Consider the following 17,678-nt stretch of genomic DNA (forward strand, 5'->3'; position numbering starts at 1 on the left):
TGTCGATTGGCAACGAGATGAAACCTAATGTAGGTTTGCTGACGGTTTGCATTCGCCCGAATAGACGAACAATTGTCACCCAAGCCCAGAGCTTGGACATGAAAAAAGCGCCAGTCATCACTAGGATGACTGGCGCTTTGCTGTGCTGGATCAAGCCCGCTGCGGGCTTGATGGCGGCGCAGATCAGGCGGCCAGCAGAATGCGCAGCATGCGGCGCAGCGGCTCGGCAGCGCCCCACAGCAGCTGGTCACCGATCACGAAGGCCGAAACGTACTCAGGGCCCATATTGAGCTTGCGCACGCGGCCCACGGCCACTTCCAGGCCGCCGGTGGTCGCTGCGGGAGTCAGTTCCTTGACGGTCAGGGCGCGGTCGTTGGCCACGAACTTGACCCAGGGATTGCCGCCCTTGATCAGGGCTTCGATCTCTTCGAGGGGCAGATCCTTCTTGAGCTTCAGGGTCAGGGCCAGAGAGTGGCAGCGCATGGCGCCGATGCGCACGCACAGGCCGTCCACGGGGATCGTGGCTTCGGTGCCCAGGATCTTGTTGACCTCGGCCTGGCCCTTCCATTCTTCCTTGGACTGGCCGTTGGGCAACTGCACATCGATCCAGGGGATCAGGCCGCCGGCCAGAGGTGCTCCGAAGAATTCGGTGGGCACATCGTCACGGATGGTCTGGGCCACCTTGCGGTCGATTTCCAGAATCGCCGAAGCAGGGGTCGCCAGCTCGTCGGCGACGGCGGCGTGCACCACGCCCATGCCCTTGAGCAGTTCGCGCATGTGGTTGGCGCCACCGCCCGATGCGGCCTGGTAGGTCATGGAGGAGACCCATTCCACCAGACCAGCCTTGAACAGACCGCCCAGGCCCATCAGCAGGATGGAGTTGGTGCAGTTGCCGCCGATCCAGTTCTTGCCGCCGGCGGCCAGCTTTTGCTGGATCAGATCGTCGTTGACGGGGTCCAGCACGATGACGGCGTCGCCCTCCATGCGCAGCGAAGAGGCGGCGTCAATCCAGTGGCCACTCCAGCCGGCGGCGCGGATCTTGGGGAAGACTTCCTTGGTGTAGTCGCCACCCTGGCAGGTGATGATGATGTCGCACTTGGACAGCTCGGTGATGTCGTTGGCGTCCTTCAGCTCGGTGTGCACGGTGGCCATGGCCGGGGCCTTGCCGCCGGCATTGGAGGTGGAGAAGAACACGGGCTCGATCAGCGCGAAGTCGCCTTCGGCCTGCATACGGTCCATCAGCACGGAGCCTACCATGCCGCGCCAGCCCACCAAACCTACCAATTGCTTGCTCATTTGAAACGCCCTTTCAGTTTTGAAAACAGTAGCTTGAGACTGCTTCGGCCGGCTCGTCAGGGCCGGAAGGGGCGCGCGACGAACCGGGCTGGGTCAGCCTGTAATCGTCTTAATGGTGATTGCGCGCGCATTCACACCGGCAAGCTTTGCGGGTGTGACGATTTCGGGAGCGAAGGTGCGTGCGGCAAACATAAGAGTTGTCATTCTAGCGACTAGAGAAAAAGCTTGAAGAACTAAAAGTGCTTGAAACTCTAGTCAAAACGTCGAAATAAATGATTTATTTTTGACGTTTTGTTTTATTTGGCGCCGAAATTTGCGTCAAACCCAAAGCCGCCGCTTACGGCGGCGGCCGGGCTTCAGCGGTTTCGGTGCCTCAGACGCTGGCCAGCGCCTTGACCACGGCATCACCCATTTCACGGGTGCTGACCTTGGTCGTGCCTTCGCTGTAGATGTCGGCAGTGCGCAGGCCGTCGGCCAGCACCTTTTGCACGGCGGCTTCGATCTTCAGGGCGGCTGCTTCCTGGCCCAGGCTGAAGCGCAGCATCATGGCGGCCGACAGAATGGTGGCCAGGGGGTTGGCGATGCCCTTGCCGGCAATGTCGGGAGCCGAGCCGTGGCTGGGTTCGTACAGGCCTTGCTTCTTGTCGTTGAGGCTGGCGCTGGGCAGCATGCCGATGGAGCCGGTCAGCATGGAGGCTTCGTCGGAGAGGATGTCGCCGAACATATTGCCGGTCACCACCACGTCGAAGCGCTTGGGCTCCTTGACCAGCTGCATGGCGGCGTTGTCCACGTACATGTGGTCCAGCGCCACGTCGGGGTACTGCTTGGCGACTTCGGTGACCACGTCTTTCCACAGCTGGAAGGTTTCCAGCACATTGGCCTTGTCCACGCTGGTCACGCGCTTGTCGCGCTTCTGGGCAGCCTGGAAGGCGACATGGGCGATGCGCTCGATCTCAGGGCGCGTGTAGCGCATGGTGTCGAAGGCTTCCTCGGCACCGGGGAAGTGACCATCGGGAGCCACACGGCGGCCGCGCGGCTGGCCGAAGTAGATGTCGCCGGTCAGCTCGCGGATGATGAGGATATCGAGGCCCGCAACCAGCTCGGGCTTGAGGCTGGAGGCGTGGGTCAGTTCCTTGTAGCAGATGGCGGGACGGAAGTTGGCGAACAGGCCCAGGGCCTTGCGCAGGCCCAGAATGGCCTGCTCGGGGCGCAGGGGGCGGGCCAGTGTGTCGTACTTCCAGTCGCCCACCGCACCGAACAGAATCGCGTCGGCTTCCTGGGCCAGCTTCAGCGTGGCGGGAGGCAGGGGGTGGCCGGCAGCTTCGTAGCCGGCGCCGCCCACGGGAGCGGTTTCCATCTCCAGGCCCAGATTCAGGGCCTCGAGCACCTTGACGGCTTCCGCGACGATTTCGGGACCGATGCCATCACCGGGCAAAACTGCAATCTTCATGATGTTCCTTTGATTAATTTGATAGCTGCTTGCGCTTGTTATTCATAGATTTCAGATTGAATATCTATCAAAATCTATTGATAGCAAGCGCAAGCAGCTCATTTATTGATAGTTGAACTTGAATCAGGCATGCCCCAAAGTGAGAGACATCGAGCAAGGGCAGCCCCGCCGCGAGGATGTCGTCCCCCTTGGGGGAGGCCGCAAAGCGGCTCAGGGGGTTACTTCTGAATCAACGTATGCGCCAGCCAGGGCTTTTGCGCCAGGCGCTCGGCTTCGAAGGCCTTGATCTTGTCGGCATGGCGCATGGTCAGGCCGATATCGTCGAAGCCGTTGAGCAGACAGTACTTGCGAAAGGCGATGACGTCGAAGGCGATCTCTTCGCCCTGGGGCCTCAGGATCACCTGGCGCTCCAGGTCAATGGTCAGCTCGTAGCCGGGGAAGGCCGCGACGTCGTTGAACAGCTGGTCGATCGTGGCCTCGGGCAGCACGATGGGCAGCAGACCGTTCTTGAAACTGTTGTTGAAGAAGATGTCGGCAAAGCTGGGGGCCAGGATGGCGCGGAAACCGTACTGGTCCAGGGCCCAGGGCGCGTGCTCGCGGCTGGAGCCGCAGCCGAAGTTCTTGCGCGCGATCAGGATGCTGGCGCCCTTGAAGCGGGGCTGGTTGAGCACGAACTCGGGGTTGGGCTTGCGGTCGGCTTCGGGCACGCCGGGCTGGCCGGGCTGGTCCAGATAGCGCCACTCGTCAAACAGGTTGGGGCCGAAGCCGGTCTTCTTGATGGACTTCAGGAACTGCTTGGGAATGATGGCGTCGGTGTCGACGTTCTCGCGGTCCATGGGGGCGACAAGGCCCTTGTGCACGGTGAATTTTTGCATGGCGTGAATTCCAGGGATCAAGGGTTCAGCGAGCGGCACGTTCGATGGCGCTGCCGGCACTTTGCACGTCCTGGCCCAGGCCCTTGACGGTGTTGCAGGCGGCCATGGTGAAGGCCAGGCCGATCAAGAGAATCGTGACGGAAGGCTTCATGCTCTGTCTCGCTGAAGAAATGGTTTAGGAGAACTTGCGGATGTCGACAAAGTGGCCGTGGATGGCTGCCGCAGCGGCCATGGCGGGGCTGACGAGGTGGGTGCGGCCACCGGCGCCCTGACGGCCTTCGAAGTTGCGGTTCGAGGTCGACGCGCAGCGCTCGCCGGGCTCCAGGCGGTCGGCGTTCATGGCCAGGCACATGGAGCAGCCGGGTTCGCGCCATTCAAAGCCGGCGGCCTTGAAGATCTGGTCCAGGCCTTCACGCTCGGCCTGTTCCTTGACCAGACCGGAGCCGGGCACCACCATGGCCAGCTTGATGTTCTTGGCGACCTTCTGGCCCAGGTTCTTGACCACGGCTGCGGCTTCGCGCATGTCTTCGATGCGGCTGTTGGTGCAGGAGCCGATGAACACCTTGTCGATAAAGATGTCGTTGATGGGCTTGCCGGGCTCCAGCGCCATATAGGTCAGCGCACGTTCGATGGCGCCGCGCTTGTTCGAGTCCTTTTCCTTGTCGGGATCGGGAACGACGGCATCGATGCCCAGCACCATCTCGGGGCTGGTGCCCCAGGTCACCTGGGGCACGATGTCGGCGGCGTTCAGCTCCACCACGCGGTCGAACTTCGCATCGGCGTCGGAATGCAGTGTCTTCCAGTAGCCGACGGCGGCATCCCATTCGCCGCCCGTGGGCGCCAGGGGGCGGCCCTTGATGTAGTTGATGGTCTTGTCGTCCACGGCCACGAGACCTGCACGGGCGCCGCCTTCGATGGCCATGTTGCAGACCGTCATGCGGCCTTCCACGCTCAGGTCGCGGATGGCTTCGCCAGCAAACTCGATGGTGTAGCCCGTGCCGCCGGCGGTGCCGATCTTGCCGATGATGGCCAGCACGATGTCCTTGGCGGTGATGCCGGGCGCGACCTTGCCGTTGACCTGCACCAGCATGTTCTTGGCCTTCTTGGCCAGCAGTGTCTGGGTGGCCATCACATGCTCGACCTCGGAGGTGCCGATGCCGTGGGCCAGCGCGCCGAAAGCGCCATGGGTGGAGGTGTGGCTGTCGCCGCAGACCACGGTCATGCCGGGCAGGGTCGCGCCTTGCTCGGGGCCCATGACGTGAACAATGCCCTGGCCCTTGTCCATGAAGGGAAAGAAGGCCGCCGAGCCGAACTCGGCAATATTGCTGTTCAGCGTGGTGATCTGTTCCTTGCTGATGGGGTCGGCAATGCCGTCATAGCCGCGCTCCCAGCCGTCGGTGGGCGTGTTGTGGTCGGCAGTGGCCACGACCGAGCTGACGCGCCACAGCTTGCGCCCGGCCATGCGCAGGCCTTCAAAGGCCTGGGGGCTGGTGACTTCATGCACCAGATGGCGGTCGATATAGAGGACAGAGGTGCCGTCTTCCTCGGTGTGAACGACGTGCTCGTCAAAAATCTTGTCGTAGAGGGTGCGTCCCATGGTGGTCTCGTGAGGTTGGTTTGTTGGGAGGATTCTGTGTTCTGTGGCGGGCCTGAGCAGTGCTTCAAGCCTTGGCGCTGGCGGGGCAGAGGTGATCGACCAGCAGGCGGGTGGTCACCGGCAGCGCTTCAAAGTCGCGGGCCACCACGCAGAGTTCGCGGTGTGCCCAGTCGTCGGTGAGCTGCACGGCGCGCAGATGGCCCACGCCATGCATCAGCTCGAATGCGCGGTCGGGCAGCAAGCCCAGTCCCAGGCCGTTGTCGATCATGCGGCACATGGCGTCCAGGCTGGTGACCTGGATGCGCTGGTGCAGCGGATGACCGGCCTGGGCCGCGGCAGCACGCATGGCCAGACTGATCGAGGAGCCCGCATGCAGGCTGACGATGTCCCATTCCAGCACTTCGGTGAAGGCGACGTTTTCGCGCTCGGCCAGGGCGTGGCGCTCGGGCACGACGACGACCAATCGGTCGTTGCGATAGCTTCGGTACTGCAGCGGCACATTGCCCTGGGTCAGCTGAACGGTGGCCTGATTGCCTTCGTTGCTCCTGATATTGCCCAGCGTGCAGATGCCGATATCGGCCGTGCCCTCGGCCACGGCGCTCAGCACGTCGGGGCTCAGGTGCTCCTGCAGATCGATCTTGATCTGGCTGTGTTCGCGCGCAAAGGCTCCCAGGTCTTCGGGTAGAAACTGCACGATGGCCGACATGTTGGCGTGCATGCGCACATGGCCGCGCACGCCGTCGGCATATTCGGAGAGCTCGCCTTGCATGCGCTCCAGCCCGTAGAGCACATTGCGCGCATGGTGCAGCAGGCTCTCGCCGGCCGGCGTCAGGGTCACGCCGCGGCTGTGGCGATAGAGCAGGGCGGTATCCACCGTCGCTTCCAGGTCGGACAGGCGCTTGCTGACGGCCGAGGCCGCAATGAACTCGCGTTCAGCGGCGCGGCCAATGCTGCCCAGTTCGCACACGGCGACGAACAGCTGAAGCGAGGTGAGGTCGATGCGGCGCGCAAAACTGCGCTCTGAATTCTTCATGGGGTAGGCTCAAGTCTTCTCGTTTCGAGAAGTTTTCAGCATTTTTACCGATTAATCTAGCTGTATCCATCTTTGAATGAGATGTCTTGCTTGGCGATGGGTAAATTTTGGAGATGGGTGAATTCTTGCTTTGCGATGACTTGGCAAGACCTGAGAATGCGATGTTGCATTTGTCAGTCTTGCGCACTTGCATTTTCATAGCGAAGACTCTAGATGCCAGAATCGTTCAAGCCTGATCCGGGCTGAGGTGCGGAAGTCTTTCTGGTGCCTGAGTTCCGGCATTTTTTTACAAAGTAAATCGTCAGTAAAGCAGCCAGGAATCGACGCTATTCGCTGCAAAAATGTGAGTCATGAGAGTTCCCAACCATCCGATGTCCGACAGTGAGCCTTCCGAGTTGCCAGCTATGGCTTCGGGGGCGCCCCTCTTGCACCGCAGCCGTTGCTGGAGCCATGCCTGCCTGCTGGCAGCTGCACTGGCGCTGGGCGGCACTGCCTTGCCAGCTGTGGCCAAGGGCAAGACCCCGGCCAAATCCAGTGCGGCCGCGCCAGCCAAATCGTCCAAGTCCGCCAAGAGCACGACTGCAGGTGCTGCCAAATCTTCATCGGCCAAGTCCACCGGCAAGGCCGGTAAAAAAGGGCGCACCGGCCGCAATGCAGCGGTCGCTGGTGCTGCGGCAGCAGGTGCGGCAGCGGCCGCTCCGCTGGGCCGTGAGCATTGGACGCCGGAGGCCAGGAACAATCAGGCCGAAGATGCCAAGGAGCTGGCAGCCATACGTGCAGCAGCACAGGCGGGCGACGCCAAGGCCCAGTATCTGCTGGGCTCGCGCTACCGTTTTGGCAAAGGTGTGAATCAGGACCTGGCACAGGCTGTGCACTGGTATCGCCAGTCGGCTGACCAGGGCTATGCGCCTGCGCAGTCCGACCTGGGAGTGCTCTATGCCAATGGGAGGGGCGTGACTCTGGACGAGGCGCAGGCTGTGAACTGGTACCGCAAGGCGGCAGAGCAGGGCGACGGCATCGCCCAGAACAACCTGGGTCTGATGTATGCCGAGGGTCGAGGCGTGGCGGCCGATGATGCACAGGCTGTGCAATGGTTCGAGCGTTCGGCCAAAAGCGGCGAGGCTGCAGGTCAGTACAGCCTGGGGGTGATGCTCTCCAGCGGCCGGGGCGTCAAGGAGGACGGTCGGGCTGCCCTGCAATGGTTTGAACAGGCGGCCGAGAAAGGCCATGCCGACGCCCAGTACAACACCGGCATGATCTATGCCGTAGGTGCGCTGGTGCCGCAGGATCTGACGCGCGCGGCGCGGTGGCTGGAGAAGTCGGCCGGTCAGGGCAATGCGGCGGCCCAGTCGTCTTTGGGTTTCCTGTATGCCAACGGCCAGGGCGTGCCGCAGGATGCAGGCCAGGCGGCGCGCTGGTTCGATCGTGCAGCCAAGCAGGGCTACACCCTGGCGCAGTCGAATCTGGCAGCCATGTATGTCAGTGGTCAGGGCGTGCAAAAAGACATGGGCAAGGCCTATTTCTGGCTGGCTATCGCTCATGCCAAGGATCCCTCGCTGCAAAGCCGCATGCAGACGGCCGAGCAGACATTGAGCCCCGCAGAGCGGCTGAAGGTGCAGCGCGAGGTGCGCAACTGGAAGCCCGGCAAGGAGTGATCGACGCGCCATGAAAAAAGCCCATCAGGCATTGCCGATGGGCTTTTTGTTGGGGCACAGGGGGCTTAGCTGAAGAAGCTCTTCAGGCGGTCCGTCCAGCTTTCGCCGCTGGGCGAATGCTTGGAGCCGCCTTTCTTGAGCGATTCGTCCAGATCCTTGAGCAGCTTGCGCTGGTACTCGGTGAGCTTGACCGGAGTCTCCACCACGATGTGGCAGTACAGATCGCCTGGGTAGCTCGAGCGAATGCCCTTGATGCCCTTGCCGCGCAGGCGGAACTGCTTGCCGGCTTGCGTGCCTTCGGGAATGTCGATCGCAGCCTTGCCTTGCAGCGTAGGTACTTCGATTTCGCCACCCAGGGCGGCGGTGATGAAGCTCACGGGCACGTTGCAGTGCAGATCGTCGCCGTCGCGCTCGAAGATGTCATGGTCCTTGACGCGAATCTCGATATAGAGGTCGCCTGCCGGCCCGCCATTGGTGCCGGGCTCGCCATTGCCGGCCGAGCGGATGCGCATGCCGTCGTCGATGCCGGCTGGAATCTTCACTTCCAGCGTCTTCTGGCGCTTGACCTTGCCCTGGCCGCCGCAGGATGTGCAGGGCTCGGGGATGATCTTTCCCGTGCCACGGCAGTGCGGGCAGGTCTGCTGCACGCTGAAAAAGCCCTGGCGCATCTGCACCGTGCCCATGCCGTTGCAGGTGGTGCAGGTCTTGGTGCTGGTGCCGGGCTTGGCGCCGCTGCCGCTGCAGGTGTCGCAGCTGTCCCAGCTCGGAATGCGGATCTGGGCATCCTTGCCCTTGGCGGCCTCTTCCAGGGTGATTTCCATGGAGTAGCTGAGGTCGTTGCCGCGGTAGACCTGACGGCCGCCGCGACCGCCGCGGCCGCCGCCGCCATTGAACATGTCGCCAAAGATGTCGCCAAAGGCCTCGGCAAAGCCGCCAAAGCCCTCGCCGCCGCCCATGCCGCGATTGGGATCCACGCCGGCATGGCCGTACTGGTCGTAGGCCGCGCGTTTCTGGCTATCGGAAAGCATCTCGTAGGCCTCTTTGACCTCCTTGAATTTTTCCTCGGCTTCCTTGGCCTTGTCGCCCTGATTGCGGTCAGGGTGGAACTTCATCGCCAGCTTGCGATAGGCCTTCTTGATGTCATCGTCCGAGGCGCTTTTGGCAACGCCCAGAACTTCATAGTAGTCACGTTTGGACATGTGAGTTTTCGGTCGGATAGAACAGGAACGCCGCGCCAGCTCCTGGGAGCCCGGCGCGGCGGCAAGCGGTCAATGGTTTGAGGCCAGGACCTGCCCGCGCTTAGTCCTTCTTGACTTCCTTGACTTCGGCGTCAACCACGTTGTCGTCAGCGGCAGCCGATGCGCCGGCGGAGGCACCTGCTGCGGCAGCAGCGGCTTCGGCACCGCCTGCGGCCTGTGCATCGGAGTACATCTTCTCGCCCAGCTTCTGGCTGGCCGTCATCAGGGCCGTGGTCTTGGCGTCGATGGCGTCCTTGTCCTCGCCCTTGAGCGCCTCTTCCAGCTCCTTGACGGCGGTTTCGATGGTGCTCTTTTCGGCGGCATCGAGCTTGTCGCCATGCTCGGCCAGGCTCTTGTTGACGCTGTGAACAGCGGCTTCGCCCTGGTTCTTGGCGGTCACCAGCTCCAGCTTCTTCTTGTCGTCGGCTGCGTTCAGCTCAGCATCCTTGACCATGTTCTGGATTTCTTCTTCCGACAGGCCAGAGTTCGCCTTGATGGTGATCTTGTTTTCCTTGCCGGAAGCCTTGTCCTTGGCCGACACGTTCAAGATGCCGTTGGCGTCGATGTCGAAGGTCACTTCAATCTGGGGCGTGCCACGCGATGCGGGTGGGATGCCTTCCAGGTTGAACTCGCCCAGCATCTTGTTGGCGCTGGCGATCTCGCGCTCGCCCTGGAACACCTTGATGGTCACGGCAGGCTGGTTGTCTTCAGCCGTGGAGAAGGTCTGCGCGAACTTGGTGGGGATGGTCGTGTTCTTGCTGATCATCTTGGTCATGACGCCGCCCAGGGTTTCGATACCCAGAGACAGGGGAGTCACGTCCAGCAGCAGCACGTCGGAACGCTCGCCACCCAGCACCTGGCCCTGCACGGCAGCGCCCACGGCCACGGCTTCGTCGGGGTTCACATCCTTGCGGGGATCCTTGCCGAAGAATTCCTTGACCTTTTCCTGCACCTTGGGCATGCGGCTCATACCGCCGACCAGGATCACGTCGTGGATGTCGGAGACCGAGATGCCGGCATCCTTGATGGCGGTGCGGCAAGGCGCAATCGTGCGCTCGATCAGATCGTCCACCAGCGATTCCAGCTTGGCGCGGGTCAGCTTGATGTTCAGGTGCTTGGGGCCTGTGGCATCGGCGGTGATGTAGGGCAGGTTGATGTCGGTCTGGGCGGAGTTCGACAGCTCGATCTTGGCCTTTTCAGCAGCTTCCTTCAGGCGCTGCAGTGCCAGCACGTCCTTGGACAGGTCGACGCCTTGTTCCTTCTTGAACTCGTCGATGATGTAGTTGATGATGCGCTGGTCGAAGTCTTCGCCGCCCAGGAAGGTGTCGCCGTTGGTCGACAGCACTTCGAACTGCTTTTCGCCGTCCACGTCGGCGATTTCGATGATGGAGACGTCGAAAGTGCCGCCACCCAGGTCATACACGGCCACCTTGCGGTCGCCCTTGCCCACCTTGTCCAGGCCGAAGGCCAGGGCAGCAGCGGTAGGTTCGTTGATGATGCGCTTGACTTCCAGACCCGCGATGCGGCCGGCGTCCTTGGTGGCCTGGCGCTGTGCGTCGTTGAAGTAGGCGGGCACGGTGATGACGGCCTCGGTCACGGCTTCGCCCAGGAAGTCCTCGGCGGTCTTCTTCATCTTGCGCAGCACTTCGGCGCTGATCTGGGGAGGCGCCAGCTTCTGGTCGCGCACTTGCACCCAGGCGTCGCCGTTGTCGGCCTTGACGATCTGGAAGGGCATCAGGTCGATGTCCTTTTGCACCTCGGCTTCGGCAAACTTGCGGCCGATCAGGCGCTTGGCAGCGTAGATGGTGTTCTTGGGGTTGGTGACGGCCTGGCGCTTGGCGGATGCGCCGACCAGGATTTCGCCGTCTTCTTGATAGGCAACGATAGAGGGGGTGGTGCGGGCACCTTCGCTGTTCTCGATCACGCGGGTGTTGTTGCCCTCCATGATGGCGACGCAGCTGTTGGTGGTGCCCAGGTCAATACCGATGATTTTTCCCATAATTCTCTCCGTAATCTGTTGAATGTTTGCTTGATTCGTCACTTGTGGGCGTAGTGGCCGGCTTCAAGAGCCGTCACTCACAATTTTTGCCCTGACGGTGGGTTTTCTTATGTCTTGCGGGCTCAGCCCTGGGCCACGGTCACCAGCGCGGGGCGCAGGATGCGATCGGCGATCACATAGCCCTTTTGCAGCACGGCCACCACGGTGTTGGCGGGCTGGTCGGCGGGAACCATGGAGATGGCCTGGTGGTGGTGAGGGTCGAACTTCTCGCCTGCAGCGGGATTGATGGCCAGCACCTTGTTGCGCTCCAGGGCCGAATTCAGCTGGCGCAGCGTAGCGTCCGAGCCTTCGCGCAGTTGCTCGGGTGTCGCGTTCTGGATGGCCAGGGCCGCGTCCAGGCTGTCGATCACGGGCAGCAGGCTTTCGGCAAAGCTCTCGATGCCGAACTTGCGTGCCTTGGCGACCTCTTCTTCGGCGCGGCGGCGCATGTTCTCGGCGTCGGCCTTGGCACGCAGGTATTGGTCGGCCAGTTCCGCGCTCTTGGCCTTGAGTTCTTCCAGCTCGGCCTGCAGACGACCCAGTTCGTCCGACGCATTGGCTGCCAGGGCCGCTTCCAGTTCCTCGGGGCTGGCGTCGTTGATGGTGTTGGGGTTTTGGTTCTCGGTCATAGTTGGTGAAGGTTTCTCAAAACTTAAGACAATCTGTCTTCCAGATGCGCTCCGGCAGGTCTATTTCAAGACCTGTGCGGCCCGACAAGGGCGAGGGGCGCAGCGGCTGAAGCGATCCTGCAGGATTTGCGGAGCATTCTAGGAGAGTAAGTGCTTGTGATTTCAGGACCTCTCGCCTTGATTGACCGATGCTAATCGCAGGTTTATAGGCCCCAGAGTGTACAGATAGTCTGCTACTCGGCTAGAATCTCACGTTTTGCCTTGCCGCACCGCTACAGACGCAGTGGGCGGCGTTTACCCAAAAGGAGTCGTTATGCGTCATTACGAAATCATTTTGTTGATCCATCCGGATCAAAGCGAACAAGTTCCCGCGATGCTGGAGCGCTACAAGGGCATGATTGCTGCTGGTGGCGGCAAGGTGCATCGCGAAGAAGATTGGGGCCGTCGTCAGCTGGCTTACATGATCAACAAGCTCGCTAAGGCTCACTACCTGTGCCTGAACATCGAAGCCGACCAGGCTGTGATGGCTGAACTGGAACACGCCTTCAAGTTCAACGATGCCGTGCTGCGTCACCTGACTGTGCAGAAGAAGAAGGCTGATACAGCTGCTTCCGCCATGATGAAGAGCGTTGAGCGCGAAGAAGCCCGCAAGGCCAACCAGGCTGAGCACGCTTAATAGCATCAGACACTGAAGGAGTGGAAAACCGCGTTGTATTGACGGGCCTTCTCGCAGAGCAAGCCGCTTTGCGCTACACGCCCGCCGGATTGCCGGCCCTAGATTTGCGAATTGAACACAGTTCGCAGCAACAAGAGCTGGGCAGTGCGCGCAACGTGAATGCATCTGTCAAGGCTGTTGCCTTTGGCGCCCTGGCTGAAAAGCTGGCCCGCCAAGCACCCGGTAGCCAATGGACCTTTCAAGGTTTTCTGGCCACGCCGCGCAATAGCAAGATGCTGGTTTTACACATTCAGGATATTCAACAAAATTAATTTTCAAGAGGTCCAGCAATGGCCACGTTCAAGAAATTCAACAAGGACAAGCGTCCTAAGCGCAACACCCAGTCGCTGCTGTTCAAGCGCAAGCGTTTCTGCCGCTTCACAGTCGCCGGCGTCGAAGAAATCGACTACAAGGATGTCGACACCCTGCGTGACTTCATCGCCGAAAACGGCAAGATCGTGCCCGCACGCCTGACCGGCACGCGCGCCATCTATCAGCGTCAGCTGAACACAGCCATCAAGCGCGCTCGCTTCCTGGCTATGCTGCCCTACTCTGACCAGCACAAGATCTAAGGAGCACGACAATGCAAATCATTCTGCTCGAAAAGGTTGTGAACCTGGGTAACCTGGGCGATATCGTCAAGGTCAAGGACGGTTACGCTCGTAACTTCCTGATCCCCTCCGGCGCTGCACGTCGTGCAACAGCTGCTGCCAAGGCTGAATTCGAAGCCAAGCGCGCTGAGCTGGAAAAGGCTGCTGCCGAGAAGCTGGCTGCCGCTCAAGAACTGAGCGAAAAGCTCAACGGCGCCAACGTGAAGATCACTCAGAAGGCCGGCGTTGACGGTCGTCTGTTCGGCTCCATCACCAACGCCGACATCGCTGAAGAACTGGTCAAGGCCGGCTTCGCAGTGAACAAGTCGCAAGTGCGCATGCCCAACGGTCCCATCAAGACCGTTGGTGACGCCACTGTGGTGGTGGCTCTGCACACCGACGTGGCTGCAGAAGTTGCTGTCTCCGTGTACGGCGACCACTCCTAATTCAGGCTCTGTTCTGAATTGGCAAAAAGCCGCCTTCGGGCGGTTTTTTGTTTTCTGGTAATTGTTTGTCTCGCCAGCGTTTTTATCGTCACCCGCCGTGACGTCGCCACCGCCTCCCGCTACGATGGAGGACTTGTCTCTAGGAGTCTCATGTCGTCAGTAATGCCCCCGCTTGATCTGCAAGATGATGCATTCGCCCCGGTTCCCACTGCTGATCAGCAGGTGGCGCAACTGCGTGTGCCGCCGCACTCCATGGAGTCGGAATCTTCGGTGCTCGGCGGTCTGCTGCTGGACAACAATGCCTGGGAGCGCGTTGGCGATCTGCTTGGCGACGGCGACTTCTATCGGCACGAGCACAAGCTGATCTACGAAGCCATCGGCAAGCTGATCAATGCCAGCAAGCCGGCCGACGTGATCACGGTCTACGAGCATCTGCAGGGCATGGGCAAGGCCGAGGAAATCGGCGGCCTGATGTACTTGAACCAGCTGGCGCAATATGTGCCCAGTGCCAGCAATATCCGTCGCTATGCGGAAATCGTGCGTGAGCGCGCCATCTTGCGCAAGCTGGTCACGGCCAGCGACGACATCGCGACCAATGCCTTCAATCCGCAGGGCAAGACCGTCGAGCGCATCCTCGACGAGGCCGAGCAGAAGATCATGGCGATCGGCGAGGAGGGGGCTCGCAACAAGCAGGGCTTCCAGTCGCTGGACACGCTGGTGGTGGATCTGCTGGACCAGGTCCAGGAGATGGCCGACAACCCCATGGATGTCACCGGCGTGCCCACAGGCTTTGTCGATCTGGATCGCATGACCTCGGGTCTGCAGGCCGGCGACATGGTGGTGCTGGCGGCGCGTCCGTCCATGGGCAAGACTTCGTTTGCCGTGAATATTGCCGAGCATGTGGCGCTCAATGAAGGCTTGCCGGTTGCCATCTTCTCCATGGAAATGGGCGCGGCCCAGCTGGCGGTTCGTATCGTCGGCTCCATCGGCCGCGTCAATCAGGGCAATCTGCGTACCGGCAAGCTCAGCGACGACGAGTGGCCGCGTCTGACCGAGGCCATCGAGCGATTGCGCACCGTGTCGCTGCATATCGACGAAACCCCTGGCCTGTCACCGACCGAGCTGCGTGCCAATGCGCGTCGTCTGGCGCGTCAGTGCGGCAAGCTGGGTCTGATCGTGGTCGACTACCTGCAGCTGATGAGTGGCTCGGGATCGGCCGCCAGCTCCGACAACCGTGCCACCGAACTGGGCGAAATCTCGCGGGGCTTGAAGATGCTGGCCAAGGAGCTGCAATGTCCGGTGATCGCGCTGTCCCAGCTCAACCGCTCTGTGGAGCAGCGGACCGACAAGCGCCCCATGATGTCCGACCTGCGTGAATCGGGCGCCATCGAGCAGGATGCGGACATCATCATGTTCATCTACCGCGACGACTACTACAACAAAGAGAGCAAGGAGCCCAATATTGCCGAGGTCATCATCGGCAAGCAGCGTAACGGGCCGACGGGGACGGTGAAGCTCTTCTTCCAGAAGAACCAGACGCGTTTTGAGAACCTGGCGCAGGGCTACGGCACGGATGAATACTAAAAAGCATAGCTGATAGCGCTTTTAGAACATGGATTTCAGAACTCTATAAATATGAAATCTATGAATAACGGGCGCTGACAGCTATCAAATTGAATGTGAACATAAGAAAAGCCCGCAAGGCGCATACCTTGCGGGCTTTGTTTTTGAGTGGCTGCAGCGCTAGCGGCTGAACAGGTAGACGCCAAGGCCGATCACGCACAGTCCCAGCGCGCCGCAGGCCCAGGCAAGGCGTTGTGCGCCTATGCGCAGCGCACCCACGGTCGCGACGATCTGGGCATTTTGCTGGGCCAGCTTCTCGATGATCTCCAGCGACTGGCGCTGTGACTGCTCCAGCTGGGCGATGCGCTCCTCCTGCTGCTGGATCAGCAGCAGCGCCTGCTCGCCGGCGGAGGCTGGCGGCGAAATGCGCTGCGCAGCGCTTTGCGCGCTGGCGTCCTGCTCGCGCGCTTCGGCCTGAGCCTCTTTCTTCTTGAGCATGCCCTGGGCGGCCTTCACCACCTGGGGCGTGGCCTTGATGACCTCGCCCCAGGGCACGAGCTTGAGCGCCGCGATCCAGCTGGCCACTTACAGCACCTCGCTGGCGAAGTCCGCCAGGCGCGAGCGTTCGCCGCGCGCCAGGGTGATGTGGCCGCTATGGGGCCAGCCCTTGAAGCGGTCCACCACATAGGTCAGGCCCGAGCTGCCTTCGGTCAGGTAGGGCGTGTCGATCTGGGCCAGATTGCCCATGCAGATGATCTTGGTGCCGGGGCCGGCACGGGTGATCAGGGTCTTCATCTGCTTGGGCGTCAGATTCTGGGCCTCGTCGATGATGACGTATTTGTTCAGGAAGGTGCGACCGCGCATGAAGTTCATGCTCTTGATCTTGATGCGGCTGCGGATCAGCTCATTGGTGGCGGCGCGCCCCCATTCGCCGGCATTGCCGCCGTCGCCCTTGGCCAGGAACTCCAGGTTGTCGTCCAGGGCGCCCATCCAGGGGCCCATCTTTTCCTCTTCGGTGCCGGGCAGGAAGCCGATATCCTCGCCCACGCTCACCGTGGCGCGGGTCATGATGATCTCGGTGTAGCGGCGCTCGTCCAGCACCTGCGCCAGGCCGGCGGCCAGGGCCAGCAGGGTCTTGCCGGTGCCTGCTGTGCCTGTCAGCGTGACAAAGTCGACTTCGGGGTTGACCAGCAGGTTCATCGCGAAGTTCTGCTCGCGATTGCGCGTGGACACGCCCCAGACGGCATTCTTGGGATTGCCGAAGTCGCGCAGCGTCTTGAGCACGGCCGTCTTGTCGCGGATTTCGGTCACGCGCATGTAGAGGCTGGGCTCACCCGGTGCTTCGTAATAGACGAACTGGTTGATCATCAGCTGGTCGACGATGGCGCCGCTGACGCGGTAGTAGGTGATCGCGCCTTCCTGCCAGCTCTCCACATTCTTGCCTGCCTTGGCCCAGAAGTCGTGGGGCAGGGCCAGGGCGCCCGAGTACAGCAGATCGCCGTCTTCCAGCACCTTGTCGTTCTGATAGTCCTCGGCAGCCAGGCCCAGGGCGCGTGCCTTGACGCGCATATTGATGTCCTTGGACACCAGCACGACTTCGCGATCCTTGTGCTGCTCGCGCAGGGCTGCGACCACGCCCAGAATCTGATTGTCGGCCTTGCCCTGTGGCAGGCTGTCCGGCAGAGCGGCATTCAGAGGGTTGGTCTGGAAGTACAGCGTGCCAGTGGCGCTGCGCTGACCTGTGGCATTGAGCGGCAGGCCTTTTTCCAGGCCGTCGGCGGGCTGGGAGGCAACCAGGGAGTCCAGCGTGCGGCTGACCTGGCGGCCGTTGCGCGCCACCTCGGTCATGCCCTTCTTGTGATTGTCCAGCTCTTCCAGCACCACCATGGGCAGGAAGATGTCGTGCTCTTCAAAGCGGAACAGGCTGCTGGGGTCGTGCAGCAGCACATTGGTGTCCAGCACGAACAGCGTGGTCGGGCCGGTGCGCGTATTGCGGGCGCGGCGGGCAGGCTTGGCAGCTGCGTCGGCGGTTTTGGCAGGTGCTGCGGCAGCTGACCCTGTCTTTGCTGCAGAGGCCGTTGCTGCGGCAGCAGTTGTTGTGACGGTCTTGCGCGGCCTGGCGGTCGCAGTGGTCGAGGCGGCGGGCTTGCTGGTGCTGCGGCGCGGCTTGGTGACCGCTGGGGCGGTCTCTGGAGTCACATTCGGGGCGGCTCCGTTGGAGGGGTTCAGATCCTCGTCAAGTTCTGCAGTCTGCCTGGCAGTCTTGCGGATGGACGAAAAGGCTTCTGCGGAGAGCTTTGCGGCGCGGTGGCCGGGTGCGGGGGGCAGGGGCATAGTGGACGAACCGTTCTCAACAAGATTCAAAAAGCACAAAGCCGCCTGGAAACCGAGGCGGCTTTGGTGGGGTGAACAGAGAATACTGCGTAGCACTGAGGCATGCCCCATTATGCATAGGCTGCGAGGGCCTGAAGCAGTATTTCCTGTTTTGCCTTGTTTAAAGACTTTGAAATACTTTGCGTGTAGATAATTGCAAGGTTTTCGGTCCCGGGCGGG

Annotated in this window: 17 protein-coding genes; 6 read left to right on the top strand and 11 right to left on the bottom strand. The window is 61.5% G+C overall.

Features of this window, described 5'->3' with window-relative positions; genetic code table 11:
• Positions 1-183: 183 nt before the first annotated feature.
• From asd to DFO48_RS07415, 6 genes are all read right to left on the bottom strand, one after another.
• Positions 184-1,296, bottom strand: a complete 1,113-nt coding sequence (gene asd, locus DFO48_RS07390) for an aspartate-semialdehyde dehydrogenase (protein WP_003076601.1) — start codon at positions 1,294-1,296, stop codon at positions 184-186.
• 373 nt (positions 1,297-1,669) lie between these two features.
• Positions 1,670-2,746, bottom strand: coding sequence for a 3-isopropylmalate dehydrogenase (leuB, locus tag DFO48_RS07395; RefSeq protein ID WP_114862989.1), 1,077 nt, complete (start codon positions 2,744-2,746; stop codon positions 1,670-1,672).
• Positions 2,747-2,964: 218 nt separating this feature from the next.
• Entirely contained in the window at positions 2,965-3,621 is a 657-nt protein-coding gene (gene leuD, locus DFO48_RS07400; RefSeq protein WP_114862990.1) for a 3-isopropylmalate dehydratase small subunit, read from the bottom strand.
• A gap of 25 nt (positions 3,622-3,646) precedes the next feature.
• Positions 3,647-3,772 carry an entericidin A/B family lipoprotein gene (locus tag DFO48_RS07405; RefSeq protein WP_043007199.1) on the bottom strand — a complete coding sequence of 42 codons (126 nt, stop codon included), beginning with the start codon at positions 3,770-3,772 and terminating at the stop codon, positions 3,647-3,649.
• 24 nt (positions 3,773-3,796) lie between these two features.
• Entirely contained in the window at positions 3,797-5,218 is a 1,422-nt protein-coding gene (gene leuC / locus DFO48_RS07410) for a 3-isopropylmalate dehydratase large subunit (RefSeq protein WP_114862991.1), read from the bottom strand.
• A gap of 64 nt (positions 5,219-5,282) precedes the next feature.
• The gene (locus DFO48_RS07415) at positions 5,283-6,251 is read right to left on the bottom strand and encodes a LysR family transcriptional regulator (RefSeq protein ID WP_114862992.1); all 969 of its coding nucleotides are present in this window, start codon (positions 6,249-6,251) and stop codon (positions 5,283-5,285) included.
• A 350-nt stretch (positions 6,252-6,601) separates the two neighbouring features.
• On the opposite strand from DFO48_RS07415, the gene DFO48_RS07420 reads away from it, so the two are divergent.
• A complete protein-coding gene (locus DFO48_RS07420) occupies positions 6,602-7,906 on the top strand; it encodes a tetratricopeptide repeat protein (RefSeq protein ID WP_233506343.1) in 1,305 nt (434 codons plus the stop codon).
• A 65-nt stretch (positions 7,907-7,971) separates the two neighbouring features.
• Here the strand turns inward: DFO48_RS07420 and dnaJ are convergent, their stop codons facing one another.
• The 3 genes from dnaJ to grpE all read right to left on the bottom strand — a co-directional run bounded on the left by dnaJ (position 7,972) and on the right by grpE (position 11,811).
• The gene (dnaJ, locus tag DFO48_RS07425) at positions 7,972-9,105 is read right to left on the bottom strand and encodes a molecular chaperone DnaJ (RefSeq protein ID WP_003076586.1); all 1,134 of its coding nucleotides are present in this window, start codon (positions 9,103-9,105) and stop codon (positions 7,972-7,974) included.
• Positions 9,106-9,205: 100 nt separating this feature from the next.
• Positions 9,206-11,143 (bottom strand): molecular chaperone DnaK, encoded by a 1,938-nt coding sequence (gene dnaK, locus DFO48_RS07430; RefSeq protein ID WP_114862993.1) that lies wholly within the window; start codon positions 11,141-11,143, stop codon positions 9,206-9,208.
• Positions 11,144-11,265: 122 nt separating this feature from the next.
• Complete coding sequence (gene grpE / locus DFO48_RS07435) at positions 11,266-11,811, bottom strand: nucleotide exchange factor GrpE (protein ID WP_114862994.1); 546 nt, start codon at positions 11,809-11,811, stop codon at positions 11,266-11,268.
• 313 nt (positions 11,812-12,124) lie between these two features.
• Between grpE and rpsF the strand changes: the two genes are divergently transcribed.
• The 5 genes from rpsF (at position 12,125) to dnaB (ending at position 15,146) form a co-directional block, all read left to right on the top strand.
• Positions 12,125-12,487: a 30S ribosomal protein S6 gene (rpsF, locus tag DFO48_RS07440; RefSeq protein ID WP_003057922.1), complete on the top strand. Its 363-nt coding sequence runs from the start codon at positions 12,125-12,127 to the stop codon at positions 12,485-12,487.
• Positions 12,488-12,507: 20 nt separating this feature from the next.
• Positions 12,508-12,798, top strand: coding sequence for a primosomal replication protein N (priB, locus tag DFO48_RS07445; protein ID WP_003076580.1), 291 nt, complete (start codon positions 12,508-12,510; stop codon positions 12,796-12,798).
• Positions 12,799-12,816: 18 nt separating this feature from the next.
• Positions 12,817-13,098, top strand: coding sequence for a 30S ribosomal protein S18 (gene rpsR / locus DFO48_RS07450; RefSeq protein WP_003057920.1), 282 nt, complete (start codon positions 12,817-12,819; stop codon positions 13,096-13,098).
• Between the two features lie 11 nt (positions 13,099-13,109).
• Positions 13,110-13,562: a 50S ribosomal protein L9 gene (gene rplI, locus DFO48_RS07455; protein ID WP_003057918.1), complete on the top strand. Its 453-nt coding sequence runs from the start codon at positions 13,110-13,112 to the stop codon at positions 13,560-13,562.
• 150 nt (positions 13,563-13,712) lie between these two features.
• Positions 13,713-15,146, top strand: coding sequence for a replicative DNA helicase (dnaB, locus tag DFO48_RS07460; RefSeq protein WP_034348979.1), 1,434 nt, complete (start codon positions 13,713-13,715; stop codon positions 15,144-15,146).
• Between the two features lie 159 nt (positions 15,147-15,305).
• On the opposite strand, the gene DFO48_RS07465 is transcribed toward dnaB, so the two are convergent.
• Both DFO48_RS07465 and DFO48_RS07470 read right to left on the bottom strand, forming a co-directional pair.
• Positions 15,306-15,710 (bottom strand): hypothetical protein, encoded by a 405-nt coding sequence (locus DFO48_RS07465; RefSeq protein WP_003076576.1) that lies wholly within the window; start codon positions 15,708-15,710, stop codon positions 15,306-15,308.
• Complete coding sequence (locus DFO48_RS07470; protein ID WP_114862995.1) at positions 15,711-17,459, bottom strand: PhoH family protein; 1,749 nt, start codon at positions 17,457-17,459, stop codon at positions 15,711-15,713.
• Positions 17,460-17,678: the final 219 nt, after the last annotated feature.

The organism is Comamonas sp. AG1104 (assembly GCF_003350425.1).
Taxonomy (GTDB): Bacteria; Pseudomonadota; Gammaproteobacteria; order Burkholderiales; family Burkholderiaceae_C; genus Comamonas; species Comamonas testosteroni.

What these genes read in the sequence shown, in the direction of transcription:
- DFO48_RS07415 (WP_114862992.1), bottom strand. Translation starts at nt 6,251, where the DNA reads ATGAAGAATTCAGAGCGCAGTTTTGCGCGCCGCATCGACCTCACCTCG.
- DFO48_RS07405 (WP_043007199.1), bottom strand. Translation starts at nt 3,772, where the DNA reads ATGAAGCCTTCCGTCACGATTCTCTTGATCGGCCTGGCCTTCACCATG.
- DFO48_RS07420 (WP_233506343.1), top strand. Translation starts at nt 6,602, where the DNA reads ATGAGAGTTCCCAACCATCCGATGTCCGACAGTGAGCCTTCCGAGTTG.
- leuB (WP_114862989.1), bottom strand. Translation starts at nt 2,746, where the DNA reads ATGAAGATTGCAGTTTTGCCCGGTGATGGCATCGGTCCCGAAATCGTC.
- dnaK (WP_114862993.1), bottom strand. Translation starts at nt 11,143, where the DNA reads ATGGGAAAAATCATCGGTATTGACCTGGGCACCACCAACAGCTGCGTC.
- dnaJ (WP_003076586.1), bottom strand. Translation starts at nt 9,105, where the DNA reads ATGTCCAAACGTGACTACTATGAAGTTCTGGGCGTTGCCAAAAGCGCC.
- asd (WP_003076601.1), bottom strand. Translation starts at nt 1,296, where the DNA reads ATGAGCAAGCAATTGGTAGGTTTGGTGGGCTGGCGCGGCATGGTAGGC.
- dnaB (WP_034348979.1), top strand. Translation starts at nt 13,713, where the DNA reads ATGTCGTCAGTAATGCCCCCGCTTGATCTGCAAGATGATGCATTCGCC.
- rpsF (WP_003057922.1), top strand. Translation starts at nt 12,125, where the DNA reads ATGCGTCATTACGAAATCATTTTGTTGATCCATCCGGATCAAAGCGAA.
- DFO48_RS07470 (WP_114862995.1), bottom strand. Translation starts at nt 17,459, where the DNA reads ATGCCCCTGCCCCCCGCACCCGGCCACCGCGCCGCAAAGCTCTCCGCA.
- leuD (WP_114862990.1), bottom strand. Translation starts at nt 3,621, where the DNA reads ATGCAAAAATTCACCGTGCACAAGGGCCTTGTCGCCCCCATGGACCGC.
- rpsR (WP_003057920.1), top strand. Translation starts at nt 12,817, where the DNA reads ATGGCCACGTTCAAGAAATTCAACAAGGACAAGCGTCCTAAGCGCAAC.
- grpE (WP_114862994.1), bottom strand. Translation starts at nt 11,811, where the DNA reads ATGACCGAGAACCAAAACCCCAACACCATCAACGACGCCAGCCCCGAG.
- rplI (WP_003057918.1), top strand. Translation starts at nt 13,110, where the DNA reads ATGCAAATCATTCTGCTCGAAAAGGTTGTGAACCTGGGTAACCTGGGC.
- leuC (WP_114862991.1), bottom strand. Translation starts at nt 5,218, where the DNA reads ATGGGACGCACCCTCTACGACAAGATTTTTGACGAGCACGTCGTTCAC.